This is a genomic window from Brevibacterium sp. Z349TD_9 (genome assembly GCF_056173565.1).
The window spans coordinates 1,845,723-1,862,168 of the sequence record NZ_CM149680.1 but is presented as its reverse complement, the minus strand read 5'-3'; the positions used below and the strand labels follow the sequence as shown (position 1 = coordinate 1,862,168).

Genomic DNA, 16,446 nt, shown 5'->3' with positions numbered 1-16,446 from the left:
AAGCGCCGCCCGGTCAGCTCGAGTTCGACCTGTGGGGGCTGGCCGAGCAGACCGCCGACGAGCAGATCAACGAAGCAGCCGAAACCGCGACCGGACTGGAGGGATCGACACATGAACAAGTACGGAGCGCAGGCGATGGCGCACTGGAAGACCCACGCACCCCAGCGGTTCCAGAACCTCGACGACCCGACCCGGTTCTTCACCGATCTGGGCCAGGAGGCGCAGGGCCAGATCAGCGAACTGGCGCGACAGATCGAGACAACACCGGCGTCGGTGCTGGCGAAGACGGCCTCTTCGGAGCAGACTTACTTGCAGGACGTGGCACGCCGGATGACGGCGCTACGGATAGCGGAGGAGGTCGTGATGCAGCAACTCGCCTGGGTCAGCGACCCGAGCCTGCCGCTGGACGAGGCCCGCGAGGAGTGGGAGCAGACCCGGCCGTCGGACGAGAATCTGGTGACCTGGGCCGAGCGGATGCAAGACGCCCCCGACCTGATGCCCTCGACGGTCGACCTGGAGCAGAAAGCCAAAGACTGGGCCGTGCCGACTTGGTTCTTGGAGGGTCTGGTCGAAGCGGAGATCCCGAGGCAGTACCTGGAAGAACACCAGAGCCTGCTGGCCGAAGCGGCGACGATCCGCTTCCTGCGCGAAGTCCGCTAACCTCCACCGCCGACGAGACCGCCACCGACTCGGAGCCTGCCGCGACGGTGGGGCGGTTCGTGCCCGCCACGCACGACGACCTCGCTCCCTCGGGCGCGAAAGCCCGCTTTCGCGCGAACATCGCGGCGATCGAAACCGCCCGGCTGCTGGTCGAGCAGGAACGCCCGGCGACCGCTGATGAGCAGCAGACGCTCGCGCGCTGGTCGAGCTGGGGCGCGGTGCCCGATGTGTTCGACGAGTCCAGGCAGGACTGGACAACCGAGCGTGAGCAGCTGCGGAGCCTGCTGACCCCGGACGAGTGGGATGCCGCCGCACGCACGACGATCAACGCGCACTACACCGACCCGTTGATCGTGCGGCAGATGTGGCGGACCATGACCGCGCTCGGCTTCGACGGCGGCAGGGTGCTGGAACCCGGCTCCGGGCTGGGCACGTTCCTCGGCATGGCCCCCGAGACCGCGCGCATGACCGGGGTGGAACTCGACCCGGTGACCGCGGCGATCAGCCGCGCCCTGTATCCGCACGCCGAGGTACGGACTGAGTCGTTCGCCGACACCCGGCTGCCCGAAGCCTCGTTCGATGCGGCGATCGGGAACGTGCCGTTCTCAGACGTGACCTTGCACGACCCGGTGCACAATCCGACGCGGCTGTCGATGCACAACCATTTCATCCTCAAGAGCCTGCGGCTCACCCGGCCCGGCGGGATGGTCGCGGTGCTCACGTCGCAGTACACGATGGACGCGCAGAACCCCGGCGCGCGCCGCGAGATGGCGATGCTCGCTGACCTCGTGGGCGCGATCAGGCTCCCCGCCGGGGCACATCGGCGCACGGCGGGAACCGACGTGGTGACCGATCTGCTCATCCTGCACCGCCGCGAGGACGGGCAACCCCCGGCAGATGACCTGTGGGAAACGGTCACCCCGATCAGCCTGGACGGACAGCGCGCGAAGATCAACGCCTACTTCGATCACCACCCCGAGCATGTGCTCGGCACCCTGAGCATCCGGCAGGGCATGTACGGCACCCCGACGCTCACCGTCGATGGCGACCTCGACCGCCTGGAGGCCGACCTGGCCGATGTGCTCGACCAGATCACGTTCACAGCCCGCCGCACCGGAAGGGTCTTCACTGCGCCCACGGCGGAGTATCAGGCACGGCAGGCCGCGCGTGTGCCGTCGCCGCCGCAGTTGTGGGATGGCAGCATCGTCGCCACCGACACCGGGTTCGGCACCGTCGTCCAAGGCTCCGTCGAACCGTTGGACGTGCCGAAATCGGCGGGGCCGGAGCTGCGCGCCCTGCTGGGGTTGCGCGACGGCGCGCACCGGCTGCTCGAACTGGAGGCCGCGACCGTCGATGACACCGACGAGATCAACCAGGCGCGCGAGGGCCTGTACCGCGACTACCGGAAGTATGCTGGCAGGTACGGGCCGCTGAACCGGTACACGCTGCGCCGCACCGGCCGCACCAACGAGGCCGGGGAAGACACCTACGCCCGCACGGTGCCGACCCCGATCCGGCTGCTGCGCTCCGACCCGTTCGGGGCGCTCGTGCTCGCCTTGGAGCAGTTTGACGACACCGACCAGACCGCGACCCCGGCGGCGATCATGACACGCCGCGTCGTCTCCCCGCGCACCGAACCCCAAGGCGTTGACACCCCGGCCGATGCGATAGCGGTCAGCCTCGACCGCACCGGCAGGATCGACCTGCCGCTGATCGCCGACATGCTCGGCATGGACGAAACCGAAGCCCGCGCCTCGCTTACCGGGCTGGTGTTCACCGACCCGATCACCGACGAGCTCATCCACGCCCCCGCGTATCTCTCCGGCGACGTGCGCATGAAGCTGGAGCACGCCACCGAGCGCGCCGCCGACGACCCGGCGTTCCAGGCTAATGTCGACGCGCTCACCGAGGTCGTACCCGAAGCACTCGGGGTAGAAGAGATCAGCGCCCGCATGGGCGCGGTGTGGATTAGCGCCGACGTGCACGCGCAGTTCTTGAACGAGCTGCTGCGCACCCGCGACGTGAACGTGGAGAACCCGCTGCCAGGCATGTGGGAAGTGCGGGGAGGACGCCAAGGGCTGCTGGCCACCAACGAGTGGGGCACCGAGCGTCGCCCGGCCCCCGATATCGCCCAGGCGATCATGGAGCAGAAGACCCTGCTCGTCTACGACGAGATCGAGAACGTCGACGGCAAGAAGCGCCGCGTGCTCAACCCGCTGGAGACCACCGCCGCGCAGGAGAAAGCCGACGCCCTGCAAGAGCGGTTCGCCGAGTGGGTGTTTGAAGACCCGGAGCGTGCCCGCACGCTCGTGGCCGAGTACAACCGGCGCTTCAACTCCATCGTCTTGCGCGACTACACCGACGCGGGCGAGTACCTGAGCCTGCCGGGGCTGGCGGAGAACTTCACCCCGCGCCCGCACCAGCGCTCCGCCGTCGCCCGCATGATCGCCGAACCGGCTGCCGGGTTGTTCCACGAGGTCGGGGCGGGCAAGACAGCGGAAATGATCATGGGCGTGATGGAGATGCGCCGCATGGGGCTGATCGACAAGCCCGTGCTCGTAATTCCGAATCACATGCTGGAACAGTTCTCCCGCGAGTGGCTGCAAATCTATCCGCAGGCCCGGATTCTCGCCGCGTCCAGCAAAGACCTCACCGCCGACAAGCGCCGCCTGTTCGTCGCACGGACCTCGGCGAACGAGTGGGATGGCGTGCTCATGACGCAGGGCGCGTTCGAGAAGATTCCACTGCGCACCGAGACCCAGCAGGCGTACATCCAAGCCCAGGTCGACGACATGCGGGAAGTGCTCGCCACCGCGACGGGCGAGAACGCGATGAGCGTCAAACGCATCCAGCGCAAGCTGCTCCAGCTGGAGAACAAGGTCAAAGCCCGCATCGACACCAGCCGAGATGCCGGGGTGTGCTTCGAGGACACCGGCATCGACTACGTGGTCGTGGACGAGATGCACATGTACAAGAACCTCGCCACCGACTCGAACATCCAAGACGCCGCGATCGAGGGTTCCAACCGTGCCTCCGATCTGCACATGAAGCTCGAATACCTGCGCTCCGAAGGCCGCGAACGGGTGGTCACCGGGGCGACCGCGACGCCGATCTCGAACAGCGTGACCGAGGCGTTCGTGATGCAGAAGTACCTGCGCCCGGACTTGCTCGACGCCGCCGGTATCGGCGCGTTCGATGCGTGGGCGGCGACGTTCGGGCAGACGGTCACGCAGATGGAGATGGCCCCGACCGGCAACAACACGTTCCGCATGAAGACGCGGTTCGCCAAGTTCCAGAACGTGCCCGAGATGCTGAAACTCTGGTCGATCTTCGCGGATGTGAAGACCGCCGAGGATCTGCAACTGCCCACCCCCGAGATCGCCGAGCGCGAGGATGGTAGGCGGGCACCGGCGACGGTCGCGATCCAGCCCACGGTCGAGCTGGAGCAGTTCATCGAGACCCTCGGCAAGCGTGCCGAGAAGGTCGCAGCCCGGGCGGTGTCGCCCAGCGAAGACAACATGCTCACCATCTCGACCGATGGGCGCAAGGCCGCCCTCGATATCCGCATGATCGCATCCACCGACCCGTCTGGGCCGACCAAGGTGGACCTGGCTGCCGACAGCATCCACCGGGTCTGGGAGCAGACGAAAGACAACATCTACCTCGACCCGATCACCGGGCAGGAGTCGCCCGTGCGGGGTGCGTTGCAGCTGGTGTTCTCCGACATCGGCACCCCGAACCCAACCCAGTGGAACGCCTACGACGAACTGCGGGCGCAGCTTGTCGTGCGCGGGATGCCGCCCGAGTCCATCCGGTACATGCACGAAGCCAAGACCGACGTGGACAAAGCCAGGTTGTTCGCTGCCGCGCGTGCCGGGCACGTCGCGGTGCTGATGGGTTCCACACAGAAAATGGGCGTCGGCACCAACGTCCAGAACCGGGCCGTCGCGCTGTATCACCTGGACTGCCCGTGGCGACCCAGCGACATCGCCCAGCGCGAGGGCCGCATCCTGCGCCAAGGCAACCAAAACCCCGAGATCGGCATCGTCCGGTTCGTCACCGAACGGTCATTCGACTCCTACATGTGGCAAGGGGTCGAGCGGAAGGCGACCTTCATCGCGCAGCTCATGCGTGGAAACCTCGACTCCCGCGAGATCGAGGAGATTGACTCATCCGCCCTATCCGCCGCCGAAGCCAAGGCCATCTCCTCGGGGAACCCGCTTCTGCTGGAGCACTCCACGGTGCATACCGAAGTACAACGGCTCCGCCGTCTCGAACGCGCCTATCACCGCAACGAGTCGATGCTCGTCCACGCCCGCGACCGCGCCAGTGACCATGCACGGAGTGCCGCAGCCGACATCGAAGCCCTCGAAGCGGTGCTGCCGCGCGTGACCGACACTTCCGGTGACAGGTTCCGCATCGAGCTACGCGACAACACCTACACCTCCCGGGCCGATGCTGCACACGCGCTCGCAACTTGGGCGCACGACTCCGACCTGAAGTGGGCACCGCGCTACGCCTCCCGCGACCACGGCGTCATCGGCCAGATCAGCGGCTTTGACGTGATCGTCTCGACCAGCCCGGCACTCGGGGCCGACCCCGTGGTGAACATTCGGCTCGACGGGGTGCCGCGTAGCGGGTTCATCATGACCCGCCAGTCGTTCCTCGACGGCGGCGTCGGACTCATCCAGCGCATCGAGAACCGCGCATCCGGCATCCCCTCCCTCCTCGAGCAAGCCCGCAGCGACCTCGCCAGCGCCGAGACCGAACGCGACGATGCCGAGCAGCGCATCGGCCAGCCGTTCCGCCACGCCCAGGCCCTTGCCGACGCGGAGAAAGACCTCGCCAGAATCGAGACCCAGCTGGCCGCGATGCAAGAAGACATCGACCACGCAGCACAACCCGAACCCGCGCCGGGGAACCCACCGAATGGGCTGAACGTCGAGACCGTGCGAGCACACCGGCCCGCGCTCGGTGTCCGCCCGAACCCCGAACGCACCCCGGTATCCAGCAGAGCTGGTTCGTCGGCGCAGTCGTGGGCGCGGGAGACGCCCGCGCGAGGGTTCTAAGGCTCGCGGGCCGCTTCGTGCACCTTGCCGCCACACACAAGCAGCGCCGCCTACTGGCGGGGCACCGTGAGGTAGGAGGCAAGCTGATGGACGAGCAGAACGAGCCGCACGACGGCCAGAGGCAGGAACGGGCGAAGCTGCGACCACGTGAAGCGCTGGTCGGATACATCGACTCCGAACCCAGGCTCACGTACAGCAAGAACGGGATCGCGCGGTTGTACGCGCGCGTCGGCGTCGATCACTTCCGTCGTGACGGCGAGGATTCGTTTGTCAAGACCGGCACCACGTTCCACGACATGGTGCTCTTCCGCAAGACCGCCGAGGAAGCGAGCCAGAAGTTCCAGCAGGACGACCGCTTCATCGCACAGGGGTACGTGCGGCCGTTTACCGATCAGAACGGCAACGAGCGTGAAGAGTTCGTGGCCACGAAGATCGGCCACGACATGATGTGGACGCCCTACACCGTCGACCGTGCGCCGCAGCAGGAGACACCGCAGCGTGAGGCCCCGGGCCTCGACCGCAGCCAGGGGTTCGAGCGCGACGACCGGCCCGCGCAGCAGCGCGAACCGGCCGTGATGTCGCAGTAGGACAGGGCCGACACCATGAATGACGAAGAGGACTTCGTACCCGAGCAGGACGAGCCAGAACCCGAAATCGACCACGGCACCACAAACCGGGTCGGGGCGGCGGGGCCGATGCTCGATGAACCGCCCGGCCCGATCAACTGGAATCTGCTGACCGCCGACGACGCCGAGGCCGCATGGTTGGAACTGAACCAGTGGGTGAACTGGCTTCGCACGACCTACGGGCTGCCGTCGTCGGTGGTGCCTCCCATGTGGCACCGTCACCCCGAGCTGCACTGGGAACTCTCAGCGCTTCACACCCATTGGCTGTGCGCGTTCGACCCGCAGCAGAACGGTTCGGCCCCGATCGGCTGGCACCGGGATTTCGCGGACGCCAGGCAGCGGCTGCGTGATTGGGTCGCCGCGTGCGGCACCCGCCTCGACCGCGACCGGCCCACGCGCCAGACCGTCTGGCCCGGCGAGGACGAGGCCGAACCGATCGAAGACACCCCGATCACCGACCGCGACGAGGACTTCGTGGCCTACGTCATCGCCGACGTCGAGCGCCGCCGCCAACTCGAACACGACTTCTACGCCAACCTCAACCCCGAGACCGGCGAGATCAGCTGAGCATCGCACCGCTTACGGGGCCGAAGCCCTACTCCCAAGTTTCGGCCCCGCTCTCGTGTGCCGGTCAGTCGCCGAGCATGCGCCCGGTCCGACGCGGCGCGCTCACTGACGGCTCGAACTGGGCAGGCTCCCGGCGCACGGCGTGACCTGCGGGCCGAGGCGCGGGGCGCTCCAGCGCGGTAGCGGACAGGTCGTAGCCGCCCCAGGGTGAGTAGGCAGGAACGTGGCGGATGCCGAACTGCTGGCGTTCGGTGATGATCGGGGCACCAGGTATCTGCATGTGCTGCGGGTAGCGTTGCTCAATCCACCGCAGGGCCACTTTCGACAGGCCCTTGTCGGTGCGTACCCGAATCTGGCCGGGAACCACGGGGAGGTCTCGCCACCCCGGTACGGCGTGATCGTGCCACGCTTCGACCGCATCTGACTCGCCGCCGGCGTCGGACTGCCACGCGCACGGCCCGCAGACGATCTTCTTCAGCAGATCGCCCGGCCCCTCCGCGTCGGGCTCAGGGCGAAGATCGGCGTGGAACATCTCGGCGCGATGCTCGCCGAACTCGACAGTGGCATGACTGAAGCGGTGCCACATATGGCTACGCGCGAACGAGCCGAAGCTGCCGTTGATGAACCGCCAGTGCTCAAACGCCTCGTCCAGCAGCCTCGGTGGGTAGTAGTCCTCGGTGTAGTGCAGCGGTGCTCCGGCCCACTCGGGCAGTCGCGCGCGGGCGTCCTCGCGGGCGAACTCATCGAAGTCGAACGCCAGCTGCTCCATCGTGGCCATACGGGTAGGTACCCGACCCACGACGACCGCTCTTCCGACAGCAGCGTGCAGGCGCTAGACTAGGGGTAGGCGACATCAATGTTCAGCTAGTCGTCACCGGCCCCAGGCAGGTGGCAGACGAACCGGGGAAGCCGCCCCGGCAAGTCCATCCCATAGGAAGCGTCGCCGCTTCGGGAGGACTTGACCATGATCTGGCTCATCTTCATCGCAGTCGTCATCCTTTTCCGGGTGCTGCGGCCTTGGATACCCTCGACCATCCTGCTCGACTGGTTCCGCACTCAGCGCGACCCGAAGTGGGGTCTGTGGGCCGTGCTCGCCGGGGTCGTCTACTTCGGTTTCGCCTACGGGTGCACCGTCCTGATCGACAACGGAGGCCCGGAGTGGCTCCACCTCTTCGTTCTGATCGGGATCTGCGAGGGCTTCCGCTTCCTCTTTCACGGCTTCGGCATCTACCTCCGGCTCCGTGCCGCCCGCCGCAAGGAACGCCGCGTCGCCCGTGACGCTAACGGGCAGGCGAGTTCACCTGGCGGGTATGAGGCACTACCGGGTGACGAGCACGGGCCGACGTATCTCGGCCGAGCCTCGGGTGCGCTCCAAGCCTGACAACAAGCAACTGATCGCGCTGGTTCTGCACATCGCGGATGGACTTCACGCCCAGGAGCTTGATGAGCAGCAGCGTCGCATCGGTGATCGACACAGCACCGGAAACACGACGCACGCCCATTCGTCGTCTGGCGAGCAAGGAGGCCACCATGACCCTGACAATGCCGATACACGACACGGATACGTCGCCGCTTCTGACAGCGGTGACGTATCAACGTGTCTCGACCAAGGAGCAGGCGACCAAGGGGGGTCGTGACGAGGGGTTCTCCATCCCCGCTCAGCGCCAGGCGAACGCGCGCAAGGCCGAAGACCTCGGCGCACGCATCGTCGCCGAGTTTGTGGACGCCGGAGAGTCCGCCCGCTCAGCTGACCGGCCAGACCTGCAACGGATGCTGGAGTACATCGCCACGCATCAAGTCACATACTGCATCGTCCACAAGGTCGACCGCCTCGCCCGCAACCGACTGGACGATGTGGAGATTCACCGCCGCCTGGTCGAAGCCGGGGTGACCTTGGTGTCTGCGACGGAGAACATCGACGAGACGCCCTCGGGGATGCTGCTGCACGGCATCATGTCCTCCATCGCAGAGTTCTACTCCAAAAACCTCGCATCCGAGGTCAGCAAGGGCCTGAACCAGAAGTTCGAGACCGGCGGAACCCCGATGCGAGCACCAGTCGGGTATCTCAACGTCCGCAAGCGTGACGAGCAGGGCCGCGAGTACCGCACCGTCGAGATCGACGCCGAGCGCGCCCCGCTGGTGAGGTGGGTATTCGAGCAGTACGCGACCGGTGAGCACACCGTTGTCAGCCTGCTCGCCGAGGCCACCGCGCGCGGACTCACCACCGTACCCACGCCGAAGCGTCCGTCCGGGCCGGTGGGCCGTTCCACGTTCTTCTCGATGCTGCGCAACCCGTACTACATCGGCATCGTCCGCTACAAGGGAGCCGAGCAGTCCGGCACCCACGAACCGCTGGTCGATGTCGAGACCTGGCAGCAAGTCCAACGTCTACTCGACTCCCGCAAGATCGCGGCCGAGCGCCGCCGCACGCACGACCACTACCTGAAAGGCTCCCTGTTCTGCGGCCAGTGCGGGTCACGGATGCAACTGGACTACCCCGCCAACAAGCAAGGCGTGCGCTACGCCTACTACGTGTGCTCCGGTCGGGCCTCCAAACGGAAGAACTGCACCCGGCGGGCCGTGCCGGTCGGTATCGCCGAGCAGCTGGTCGCGGACTGCTACCGAGACATCTCCATCACCGAAGAGCAGTACGCCGCCCTCGCCGCTCAGGTCGAGACAGCGTTCGATGAACGGCTCGCCTCCCGCTCCCAGGAACTGGCCGACCTGACCGAGAACCGCAAGCGGCTCCAGAACGAGAGCGACAAGCTGCTCGCCGCACACTTCGCCGACGCCATCGACCTCGACACCCTCAAACGGCACCAAGACCGCATCCGGGCCGGGCTTGCAGACATCGACCGCCGCCTCGCCAGCGAACACGACCAGCACGAGGGCTCACGCAAGCACCTCAGCACCGCGCTCAGCCTGCTCGTTGACTGCGCGACCCTGTACGCGCGCGCCGACGACCAAGGCAAGCGGCTGGCCAACCAAGCGCTCACCAACGGCATCGAGATCAGCGAAGACGAGAGGGCGACGATCAAGCTCGCTGAGCCGTTCGCCGCCCTCGCACCAACACCGGCTTCCACCGATGTCAGGTGTTCTAGTACGTCTGAAATTGTGGAGCTAAGGGGAATCGAAACTCAACCCTCGCTGACCAGGAACAACACCCGACCCACACCCGCCTGGGGGCTGTATGGGGGCTGAACGCTATCTCACGCCGCCTCCCACTCGTCCACAACACTGACCGCGATGCACCGCAGCTCACGCACCGTCAACTGCTCCAGCCGGTCCTCCAGCACGGACTCCGTCACGTCGAGCGCGTCCGCCCACTCCGCCATGCACCGCGAGGCGCGCCACGTCTCGATCAGCCGGGAGTCGTCCACGAGCGTCCGGGCGACCGCGTGCCGCACACTGCGCTCCTCCCCCTCCGACTGGCACGACGTGTGGCCGCGCCGAACGTGCTCCATCTCGTGCTCGTAGGTGCACCGGAATCCGTTCGCTGACAGCTCGGCGTTGAGCCAGATCGTGCGCCCGTCGGTTGCGCCGAGCCGGTCGTCGCCGTTAGGGAAGCGAGTGATGACGACTTCAATGTCCATCGCGGTTCTTCCTGCCCCTATGCGGGGTCGTCGTGGCCGTGGTCCTGTGTTTCCTCCCCGCGGGTGCGGGACCGCTTGCCCTCCTCGACGCCGTCGTCGGTGCTCGTGTCGGCGGCCAGGTGGAGCGGCGGTGGTGTTGCGGCTGCGGGGGCGGTCATGCGGCGTTCAATCTCGTCGAGCAGTTCGCGGTTGGAGAACGTCGCGACCCCTGCAGGCGGTGCGGGGACGTGTGACACGTCCGCGGCGTCGAGTAGACCCGCGGCGACGAAGGCGTCGACCCTCCGGAGGCCGTAGGCGTCGGCGAAGGTTCTCACGTGCTCCGGCTTCGGGGTCGAGTCGCGCCACCGGTGAACGGATATGGGTGAGAGGCCGACGCTCTCGGCGATGCTCACGACCGACGCGCCGTCGGAGTTCTCCCGCACCCACTCATACCAGCCCACTGGCTCAGGGTATATAACGCGCGCGCTAATCGTCAATCGACTGGACGATATTTCCCCAGGTGGACCGGCCTGCGGTGCCGCCGTAGCGTGCAGTAGCCACGCCCGTAACGTTGACGCTTGCTTCACCGTAGCGTCCAGGTTACGCTCGGTGTAACGCCTACGTTACGGAAGGAGGAGCGCATGGCATACGAGTTCCAGTTGAACAGGCACCTGTTCGACAAGCTCTGCAAGGAGGCCGGTCTCACGACGCAGGCCCAGATCGCGGAACGCATGGGCCTGCACGTGGTCACCCTGAACCGCGTGCTCAACGGTCACGGTTCGCCCGGTCCTGAGTTCATCGGTCGGCTGCGAAACACGTTCCCGGACTACCCGCTCGATGACCTGGTCCACATCACTCTCAAGGCCACCCCGCCCCGGAGAAGGGAAGCAGTATGACCCAGCTAGTACAGGCTCGGGGCGGTGAGCCGGTCACCACCAGCCTCGTCATCGCCGAGCAGACGGACAACCAGCACAAGAACGTTCTGGAACTCGTGCGGCGATACGCCGCCGACTTCGAGACGTTCGGGACGGTCGCGTTTGAAACGCGACCCTTCGAGACGGCGGGAGGAACGCAGAAACGGGAGGTCGCGATCCTCAACGAACCGCAGACCACGCTCCTCATGACGTACCTCCGGAACACCGAGCGCGTCCGCCTGTTCAAGAAGGCGGTCGTGGCCGAGTTCTACCGGATGCGGCAGGAACTCAACAACCCGCTCGCGCGACCGGAACTCGTCGACCGAGCCATGCTCGCGCAGATGGTGCTCGACTCCGAGCGCGAGTTGCAGGCGGCCAAGGCCCAGGCCGAACTCGACGCGCCGAAGATCGCCTACCACGAGCGGTTCATCGCCGAGACCGACGACGTCATGACCATCGAGTTCTTCGCCTCGGCGTGGGGCACGACGGAGCCGAAGGTTCGGCAGGCACTCCTCGACAACGGGGTCGCGGTCCGCCGGTGCATCGGCGAACGGTGGTCGGCGTCCAAACGGCGGATGGTGAGGGTCTACGAGTGGCGGCCCCGGCAGGGCACCCGCTACGCCGAGTGGTTCAAGGTGCTCCCGCAGCACAACGCGCCCCGGCACCACAACGGGCAGGTGCGCCAGACCATGTACCTGTTCTCGTTCCACTCGGAGGACTTGGCGAAGAAGCTCGGCCTCTCCCAGCCGACGATGTTCGCCGGGGGTGACGTGGCATGACTACCCCAACGACCGGGCACCGCACCCACGTCGGCCTCGGCGAACTCGCCGACATCACGGCCAGCCACGCGGTGAAGTCCACGAAGCTCCTCGGGTTCGGGCACCAGACGCTCACCTGCGAGTGCGGCCAGGAGTTCGACGGCTACTCCGAGCACGCGTTCCACCTCGCTACCGAGGCCGTGGCCTACGCCGACGGGCGCACGCTCGACCCCCTCGCCATGTTCGACCGGAAGTACGGAGGCACCCATGACTGAAACGAAACTGTCCCTTGACTACGACGCCCTGCACGCCGACTACATCCACGCGCTCCTCGCGTGGGAGGAGTTGTGCCTCAGCGGGGAGCACGAGGCCGCCGCCGTGCTGCGGGTCCGCGTCATCAAGCTCCGCGGTCGCAAGGACGAGGCGAGGAACCAGCTCGCCGCGTCCGGAGTGGAGGTGTGACATGGCCGCGATCAACTTCTGCACTGACGGTCGAATCTACCTCGAACTGTCGAAGGCGGAACTCGCCGAGGCGGCCAGGGCGAACGGGACCGTGTGCCTCACCCCCGACCTCGCCGAGGAGCTTGGCAACGGCGCGTTCGTCGCGCTCGAAGAACGAGGGGAGTTCGCAGGTGTCCACTGACGAAAACAGGTCCAGCGTGGGCGGTGCGTCCGACCAAGAACGCGCCCACGTGGACCCTGCCGCCGATAGGAAGCAGTCCCAATCGTACCTTCACCGGATCGCCCTCGGCGTCGCGTTCCTCGGAGCCGTGTGCGTCGCGGCAGCGGGTGGAACCCCGAACGGCCTATTCGTGATCGGGTGGGGTCTCGCCTTCGGCGGAGTCCTCGTCGCGTGCGTGACCGGCAAGGAAGTGCCCGATGAGTGAGAGCACAACCTCGCGTTCGGCCCGAGTGAGGAGGTCAACGTTGCGCGGCAGCTCCGCAGAGAACTCCGGCAGCCGCCCCTTACCCGCCGCCGCGAACACCTTGTCGCGGGGCACGTTGAGTAGCTGGGCGACCATTCCCAGACGGCTCGCCGAGAGGTTCAGCCGTCCCGCACGAACCATGTTGATCGTCGACCGGGCGAGCGGGATACCCCGCTTCTCGGCCTCCCGCGCCGCGTGCGCACCCGACCAGCCCAACTCCGCCAACCTCGCGTTCATGAGGTCCGCCAACGATTCATATTCTTCAACGCCCACCCGACCAGCCTACATAGGAGGCACCCGATGACCGCGACAATCGAGTCGACACTCCCGACCTACATGGACGGCAACTGCCGTCTGATCCTCACCCCGGACGCCGACGAGTACGAGTTCCGGACGGTCCGGCGCGGCGGCCTCGGCGCGTCCGACATGTCCACGATCCTCGGCCTCAACCCGTGGTCCGACCTGCACACACTGTGGATGGACAAGGTCCACGGCGTCGAGCAGGAGGTGCACGACCGGATGCGTCTCGGGCAGGCCCTGGAACCGTTCATCCGCGACAAGTTCGCCCGTGACACCGGCATCGACGTGGACCTGTGCGGGATGCTGCAGTCCACCGAGAAACCGTTCATGCGGTACTCCCCCGACGGCCTGACCTCCGACGGCGGCCTGTTCGAGGCGAAGTCCACAGCGTGGTGGCAGGCCCACCACTGGGACGACGGGCAGACCGCCGACCACGCGGAAATCCAGGTGCAGGACGGAATGTTCGTCACCGGGGCCACGCACGCGTGGGTCGCGGCCCTCATCGACGGAAACCCGGAGCGATTCGAGGTTCGCCGGGTCGAACGCGACGACGAGTTCATCGCCGCGATGGTCGACGCCGCCGAGACGTTCTGGACCGAGTACATCGTCGGCAACGTCGAACCTCCGCTGACGTTCGCGTCCCTCGACTGGGCGAAGGACAGGTGGACCCCGACCGAGTCGAACCCTGTGGATATCGGTGTGGATGGTCTCGCCCTCGTGAAGCGGCTCCTCGCGGCCAAGTCCGCTGAGAAGGAAGCCAAACGCCTCGCCGAGGACTGCGAGGCCCAGGTTCGTGCGCTCGTCCAGGACGGGTCCGAGGTGATGGTCGGCGACCGGAAGCTCGGCACGTTCAAGTCGGTGACGCAGCGGCGTCTCAGCAACACCCTCATGAAGGACGCCGGGCTGGACCCGGAGGACTTCAAGACCGAATCCACCTACACCCGATTCTACTGGGCCAAAGGAGTCTGACCATGGGAAACAACCTCCTCGACAGGGCGAAACAGTCCAGCCTGCTGCTGCAGGACCACCAGCAGCCGCTCGTCAACCACGGCGACGACGCGGAGACCGGGATCGCGTCCATGCAGTCCCAGTTCGCGGCCCTCATGCCCTCCGACGACGAGTCCGCGCGCCGCATCACCGCCGACGCAATCCAGCTCGTCCGCAAGACGCCGAAGCTCAAGCAGTGCGACCCGAACTCGGTGCTCGGCGGCCTCGTCACCTGCGCCCAGCTCGACCTGCGGCCCGGCGTCGGAGGCGAAGCGTGGCTGATCCCCATGTGGAACCGCAACGGCAACGGTGGGAGGGGCGGGTTCGAGGCTACCCTCGTCATCGGCTACCAGGGGCTGGTGACGCTGGCGCGCCGTTCGGACCTCCTCGGCGACGTGCAGGTCATCCGCATCTACGAGAACGATGAGTTCCGGTTCTCCTGGGACTACGACCGGCTCGTCCACGACCCGAACTGGCGCGACCCCGGCGAGGTCGTCGGCTGGTACGCCGTCGTGAAGCTCACCAACGGCCTCACCCGTGTCGAACGACCGTGGACCGTCCGCGACATGGAAATCCACCGCGACCTCTACGCCATGGCCCGGAAGAAGGGCGGGGAGGTGGTTGGCCCGTGGCGGGACAACTTCAACGCCATGGCCGACAAGACAATGATGATCCGCGCGCTCAAGACCGCCCCGAAGTCGTACTCGCTACAGGCCGGACTCTGGTCCGACGGTGGTGTGCGTCGCAACACCGACCGGGACGCCGACGTGTTCGAGGTCACGCACACCCGGGACGAAATCAAGAACCTGATCGAGGCCCCCGAGGCCGTTGAGGGGGAGGTGGAACCCGATGCCGAGACCGCCGAAACCGTCGACGTTGAGCCTGCTCGATGAGATGCGGTTCTTCGCCGAGCACACGAGCGTCGACCTCGATGAGTTCGCCCACGTGATGGGCATGAAGGTCAACTCGATCTACGCGGCAGCCCGGAACCATGGATGCACGGACCTCTACGACGTGCTCGCCCGGCGACGGGCCGCGACCGGAGAGGCGGTGAGACCCGGTGCGATCCGACTATGAGGCGATGCAGCAGGTGATCGCCCGGGACGGGGCGAGCGTCATCTCCGGTGCGACGGAGAACCTGCGCGCGATCAGACGGTGCCAGGTCCGCCCGTTCACGCCCGAGAACATGATCGCGGTGACGTTGGACGAGACCTACCGGATCGCCAGCGACCTGACCCTCGCGCGCATCGGGCACGACCGCGGGTGGCTGGTCAACCGGTCCGAGGACTTGGAGCTGACCCCAGTCCGGGACTTCGACGGCACCTACTACCGTCTCGACCGCCACGGCAACCGCCACCAGATTCACGTGGAGAGAAGGAAATGACCGGAAACAAGTTCACCTACCTTCCCAGGGCGTTAGCGCACGACTTCGACTGGGCGCACATGCACTGGTCGGCTCAGTGGCTCTACGTCACGATTCAGCAGTCCCGGACGCAGATCATCCCGTCCGTGTTCAAGTGGGACACCGACCTGTGGAAGGTACAGGCGCAGGCACTCACCGAGGACATGATCCTCGCAGCTGCGGAGGAACTGGCGTCCGCCGGGTTCCTCATGGTCGACGAGGCGTCACGGGAATGCCACCTGCGCCGCTTCCTCGAATTCGACAACCTCGTGAAGTACCCGAACACGCTGGTGGGTCTCGCCAACGACCTGACGAAGGTGGGTTCGTGGGAGATTCGGTCGGCGGTGGTCACGCAACTCCGCGCCCTGCGGGACATGTTCCCGGACCTCTCCGGGTGGTCGCGGACGCAGGTGGCCGAGGTCATGCTGGCGTCATACGGGGTGCCGGAGTTCGCGTGGATCAACGAACGGTCGAAGGGCGAGATGCCGTTCGTCCTCCCCGACGCCGAGGCAGAACCGGTCCCGGAGACCGAGTGAACAACCCATCCGGCAACCCATCGGTTAACCCATCCGGGAACCTATCGGGAATGGTATCGACAAACCTATCGGGTAACCCATCCGGTAACCCATCGGGGAACGATATTTAACCCATCCGGGAACATATCC

General features: G+C 66.5%; 20 protein-coding genes. 16 read left to right on the top strand and 4 right to left on the bottom strand.

Going from position 1 to position 16,446, the window contains the following annotated elements; translation table 11 throughout:
* Nucleotides 1-111: 111 nt before the first annotated feature.
* From AC0VYB_RS08710 to AC0VYB_RS08695, 4 genes are all read left to right on the top strand, one after another.
* On the top strand, nt 112-660 hold the full coding sequence (locus AC0VYB_RS08710; RefSeq protein ID WP_036341009.1) for a hypothetical protein: 549 nt from the start codon (nt 112-114) through the stop codon (nt 658-660).
* A gap of 59 nt (nt 661-719) precedes the next feature.
* On the top strand, nt 720-5,729 hold the full coding sequence (locus AC0VYB_RS08705; RefSeq protein WP_231919627.1) for a helicase: 5,010 nt from the start codon (nt 720-722) through the stop codon (nt 5,727-5,729).
* A gap of 86 nt (nt 5,730-5,815) precedes the next feature.
* The gene (locus tag AC0VYB_RS08700) at nt 5,816-6,316 is read left to right on the top strand and encodes a single-stranded DNA-binding protein (protein ID WP_052001302.1); all 501 of its coding nucleotides are present in this window, start codon (nt 5,816-5,818) and stop codon (nt 6,314-6,316) included.
* A 15-nt stretch (nt 6,317-6,331) separates the two neighbouring features.
* Nucleotides 6,332-6,922, top strand: a complete 591-nt coding sequence (locus AC0VYB_RS08695; protein ID WP_036341012.1) for a hypothetical protein — start codon at nt 6,332-6,334, stop codon at nt 6,920-6,922.
* 64 nt (nt 6,923-6,986) lie between these two features.
* On the opposite strand, the gene AC0VYB_RS08690 is transcribed toward AC0VYB_RS08695, so the two are convergent.
* Nucleotides 6,987-7,700 carry a DUF6349 family protein gene (locus AC0VYB_RS08690; RefSeq protein WP_036341015.1) on the bottom strand — a complete coding sequence of 238 codons (714 nt, stop codon included), beginning with the start codon at nt 7,698-7,700 and terminating at the stop codon, nt 6,987-6,989.
* Between the two features lie 186 nt (nt 7,701-7,886).
* Between AC0VYB_RS08690 and AC0VYB_RS08685 the strand changes: the two genes are divergently transcribed.
* Together AC0VYB_RS08685 and AC0VYB_RS08680 are read left to right on the top strand one after the other, a co-directional pair.
* A complete protein-coding gene (locus AC0VYB_RS08685; protein WP_036341018.1) occupies nt 7,887-8,303 on the top strand; it encodes a hypothetical protein in 417 nt (138 codons plus the stop codon).
* Between the two features lie 62 nt (nt 8,304-8,365).
* Nucleotides 8,366-10,123: a recombinase family protein gene (locus AC0VYB_RS08680; RefSeq protein WP_475385238.1), complete on the top strand. Its 1,758-nt coding sequence runs from the start codon at nt 8,366-8,368 to the stop codon at nt 10,121-10,123.
* 8 nt (nt 10,124-10,131) lie between these two features.
* On the opposite strand, the gene AC0VYB_RS08675 is transcribed toward AC0VYB_RS08680, so the two are convergent.
* Together AC0VYB_RS08675 and AC0VYB_RS08670 are read right to left on the bottom strand one after the other, a co-directional pair.
* Entirely contained in the window at nt 10,132-10,515 is a 384-nt protein-coding gene (locus AC0VYB_RS08675; protein WP_475385237.1) for an ImmA/IrrE family metallo-endopeptidase, read from the bottom strand.
* Nucleotides 10,516-10,532: 17 nt separating this feature from the next.
* Nucleotides 10,533-10,955 (bottom strand): hypothetical protein, encoded by a 423-nt coding sequence (locus AC0VYB_RS08670; protein WP_475385236.1) that lies wholly within the window; start codon nt 10,953-10,955, stop codon nt 10,533-10,535.
* A 180-nt stretch (nt 10,956-11,135) separates the two neighbouring features.
* Here AC0VYB_RS08670 and AC0VYB_RS08665 point away from each other — a divergent pair, with 180 nt between their 5' ends.
* Genes AC0VYB_RS08665 through AC0VYB_RS08645 form a run of 5 tightly spaced genes read left to right on the top strand, consistent with a single transcriptional unit; the run spans nt 11,136 to nt 12,809 of the window.
* Nucleotides 11,136-11,390, top strand: coding sequence for a helix-turn-helix domain-containing protein (locus AC0VYB_RS08665; protein ID WP_475385235.1), 255 nt, complete (start codon nt 11,136-11,138; stop codon nt 11,388-11,390).
* Entirely contained in the window at nt 11,387-12,187 is an 801-nt protein-coding gene (locus AC0VYB_RS08660) for a Rha family transcriptional regulator (protein WP_475385234.1), read from the top strand. Before AC0VYB_RS08665 ends, AC0VYB_RS08660 begins: the two co-directional genes overlap by 4 nt.
* Complete coding sequence (locus tag AC0VYB_RS08655; RefSeq protein ID WP_475385233.1) at nt 12,184-12,441, top strand: hypothetical protein; 258 nt, start codon at nt 12,184-12,186, stop codon at nt 12,439-12,441. Before AC0VYB_RS08660 ends, AC0VYB_RS08655 begins: the two co-directional genes overlap by 4 nt.
* Nucleotides 12,434-12,628 carry a hypothetical protein gene (locus AC0VYB_RS08650; protein WP_475385232.1) on the top strand — a complete coding sequence of 65 codons (195 nt, stop codon included), beginning with the start codon at nt 12,434-12,436 and terminating at the stop codon, nt 12,626-12,628. Before AC0VYB_RS08655 ends, AC0VYB_RS08650 begins: the two co-directional genes overlap by 8 nt.
* Nucleotide 12,629: 1 nt before the next feature.
* Entirely contained in the window at nt 12,630-12,809 is a 180-nt protein-coding gene (locus AC0VYB_RS08645) for a hypothetical protein (RefSeq protein ID WP_475385231.1), read from the top strand.
* Nucleotides 12,810-12,972: 163 nt separating this feature from the next.
* Here AC0VYB_RS08645 and AC0VYB_RS08640 read toward each other — a convergent pair whose 3' ends face one another.
* Nucleotides 12,973-13,365, bottom strand: a complete 393-nt coding sequence (locus AC0VYB_RS08640; protein WP_475385230.1) for a hypothetical protein — start codon at nt 13,363-13,365, stop codon at nt 12,973-12,975.
* A 27-nt stretch (nt 13,366-13,392) separates the two neighbouring features.
* Between AC0VYB_RS08640 and AC0VYB_RS08635 the strand changes: the two genes are divergently transcribed.
* From AC0VYB_RS08635 to AC0VYB_RS08615, 5 genes are read left to right on the top strand one after another with little or no spacing between them, the layout of a single operon-like run.
* A complete protein-coding gene (locus AC0VYB_RS08635; protein WP_475385229.1) occupies nt 13,393-14,361 on the top strand; it encodes a YqaJ viral recombinase family nuclease in 969 nt (322 codons plus the stop codon).
* Nucleotides 14,362-14,363: 2 nt separating this feature from the next.
* The gene (locus AC0VYB_RS08630) at nt 14,364-15,272 is read left to right on the top strand and encodes a recombinase RecT (RefSeq protein ID WP_475385228.1); all 909 of its coding nucleotides are present in this window, start codon (nt 14,364-14,366) and stop codon (nt 15,270-15,272) included.
* On the top strand, nt 15,256-15,456 hold the full coding sequence (locus tag AC0VYB_RS08625; protein ID WP_475385227.1) for a hypothetical protein: 201 nt from the start codon (nt 15,256-15,258) through the stop codon (nt 15,454-15,456). Before AC0VYB_RS08630 ends, AC0VYB_RS08625 begins: the two co-directional genes overlap by 17 nt.
* A gap of 4 nt (nt 15,457-15,460) precedes the next feature.
* Nucleotides 15,461-15,763 carry a hypothetical protein gene (locus AC0VYB_RS08620; protein ID WP_475385226.1) on the top strand — a complete coding sequence of 101 codons (303 nt, stop codon included), beginning with the start codon at nt 15,461-15,463 and terminating at the stop codon, nt 15,761-15,763.
* Complete coding sequence (locus AC0VYB_RS08615) at nt 15,760-16,317, top strand: hypothetical protein (RefSeq protein ID WP_475385225.1); 558 nt, start codon at nt 15,760-15,762, stop codon at nt 16,315-16,317. Before AC0VYB_RS08620 ends, AC0VYB_RS08615 begins: the two co-directional genes overlap by 4 nt.
* The last annotated feature ends 129 nt before the right edge of the window (nt 16,318-16,446 follow it).

Coding starts and splice junctions, on each gene's coding strand:
- AC0VYB_RS08710 (WP_036341009.1), top strand. CDS start 112: ATGAACAAGTACGGAGCGCAGGCGATGGCGCACTGGAAGACCCACGCA.
- AC0VYB_RS08700 (WP_052001302.1), top strand. CDS start 5,816: ATGGACGAGCAGAACGAGCCGCACGACGGCCAGAGGCAGGAACGGGCG.
- AC0VYB_RS08695 (WP_036341012.1), top strand. CDS start 6,332: ATGAATGACGAAGAGGACTTCGTACCCGAGCAGGACGAGCCAGAACCC.
- AC0VYB_RS08690 (WP_036341015.1), bottom strand. CDS start 7,700: ATGGCCACGATGGAGCAGCTGGCGTTCGACTTCGATGAGTTCGCCCGC.
- AC0VYB_RS08685 (WP_036341018.1), top strand. CDS start 7,887: ATGATCTGGCTCATCTTCATCGCAGTCGTCATCCTTTTCCGGGTGCTG.
- AC0VYB_RS08680 (WP_475385238.1), top strand. CDS start 8,366: ATGAGCAGCAGCGTCGCATCGGTGATCGACACAGCACCGGAAACACGA.
- AC0VYB_RS08675 (WP_475385237.1), bottom strand. CDS start 10,515: ATGGACATTGAAGTCGTCATCACTCGCTTCCCTAACGGCGACGACCGG.
- AC0VYB_RS08665 (WP_475385235.1), top strand. CDS start 11,136: ATGGCATACGAGTTCCAGTTGAACAGGCACCTGTTCGACAAGCTCTGC.
- AC0VYB_RS08660 (WP_475385234.1), top strand. CDS start 11,387: ATGACCCAGCTAGTACAGGCTCGGGGCGGTGAGCCGGTCACCACCAGC.
- AC0VYB_RS08655 (WP_475385233.1), top strand. CDS start 12,184: ATGACTACCCCAACGACCGGGCACCGCACCCACGTCGGCCTCGGCGAA.
- AC0VYB_RS08650 (WP_475385232.1), top strand. CDS start 12,434: ATGACTGAAACGAAACTGTCCCTTGACTACGACGCCCTGCACGCCGAC.
- AC0VYB_RS08645 (WP_475385231.1), top strand. CDS start 12,630: ATGGCCGCGATCAACTTCTGCACTGACGGTCGAATCTACCTCGAACTG.
- AC0VYB_RS08635 (WP_475385229.1), top strand. CDS start 13,393: ATGACCGCGACAATCGAGTCGACACTCCCGACCTACATGGACGGCAAC.
- AC0VYB_RS08630 (WP_475385228.1), top strand. CDS start 14,364: ATGGGAAACAACCTCCTCGACAGGGCGAAACAGTCCAGCCTGCTGCTG.
- AC0VYB_RS08620 (WP_475385226.1), top strand. CDS start 15,461: ATGCAGCAGGTGATCGCCCGGGACGGGGCGAGCGTCATCTCCGGTGCG.
- AC0VYB_RS08615 (WP_475385225.1), top strand. CDS start 15,760: ATGACCGGAAACAAGTTCACCTACCTTCCCAGGGCGTTAGCGCACGAC.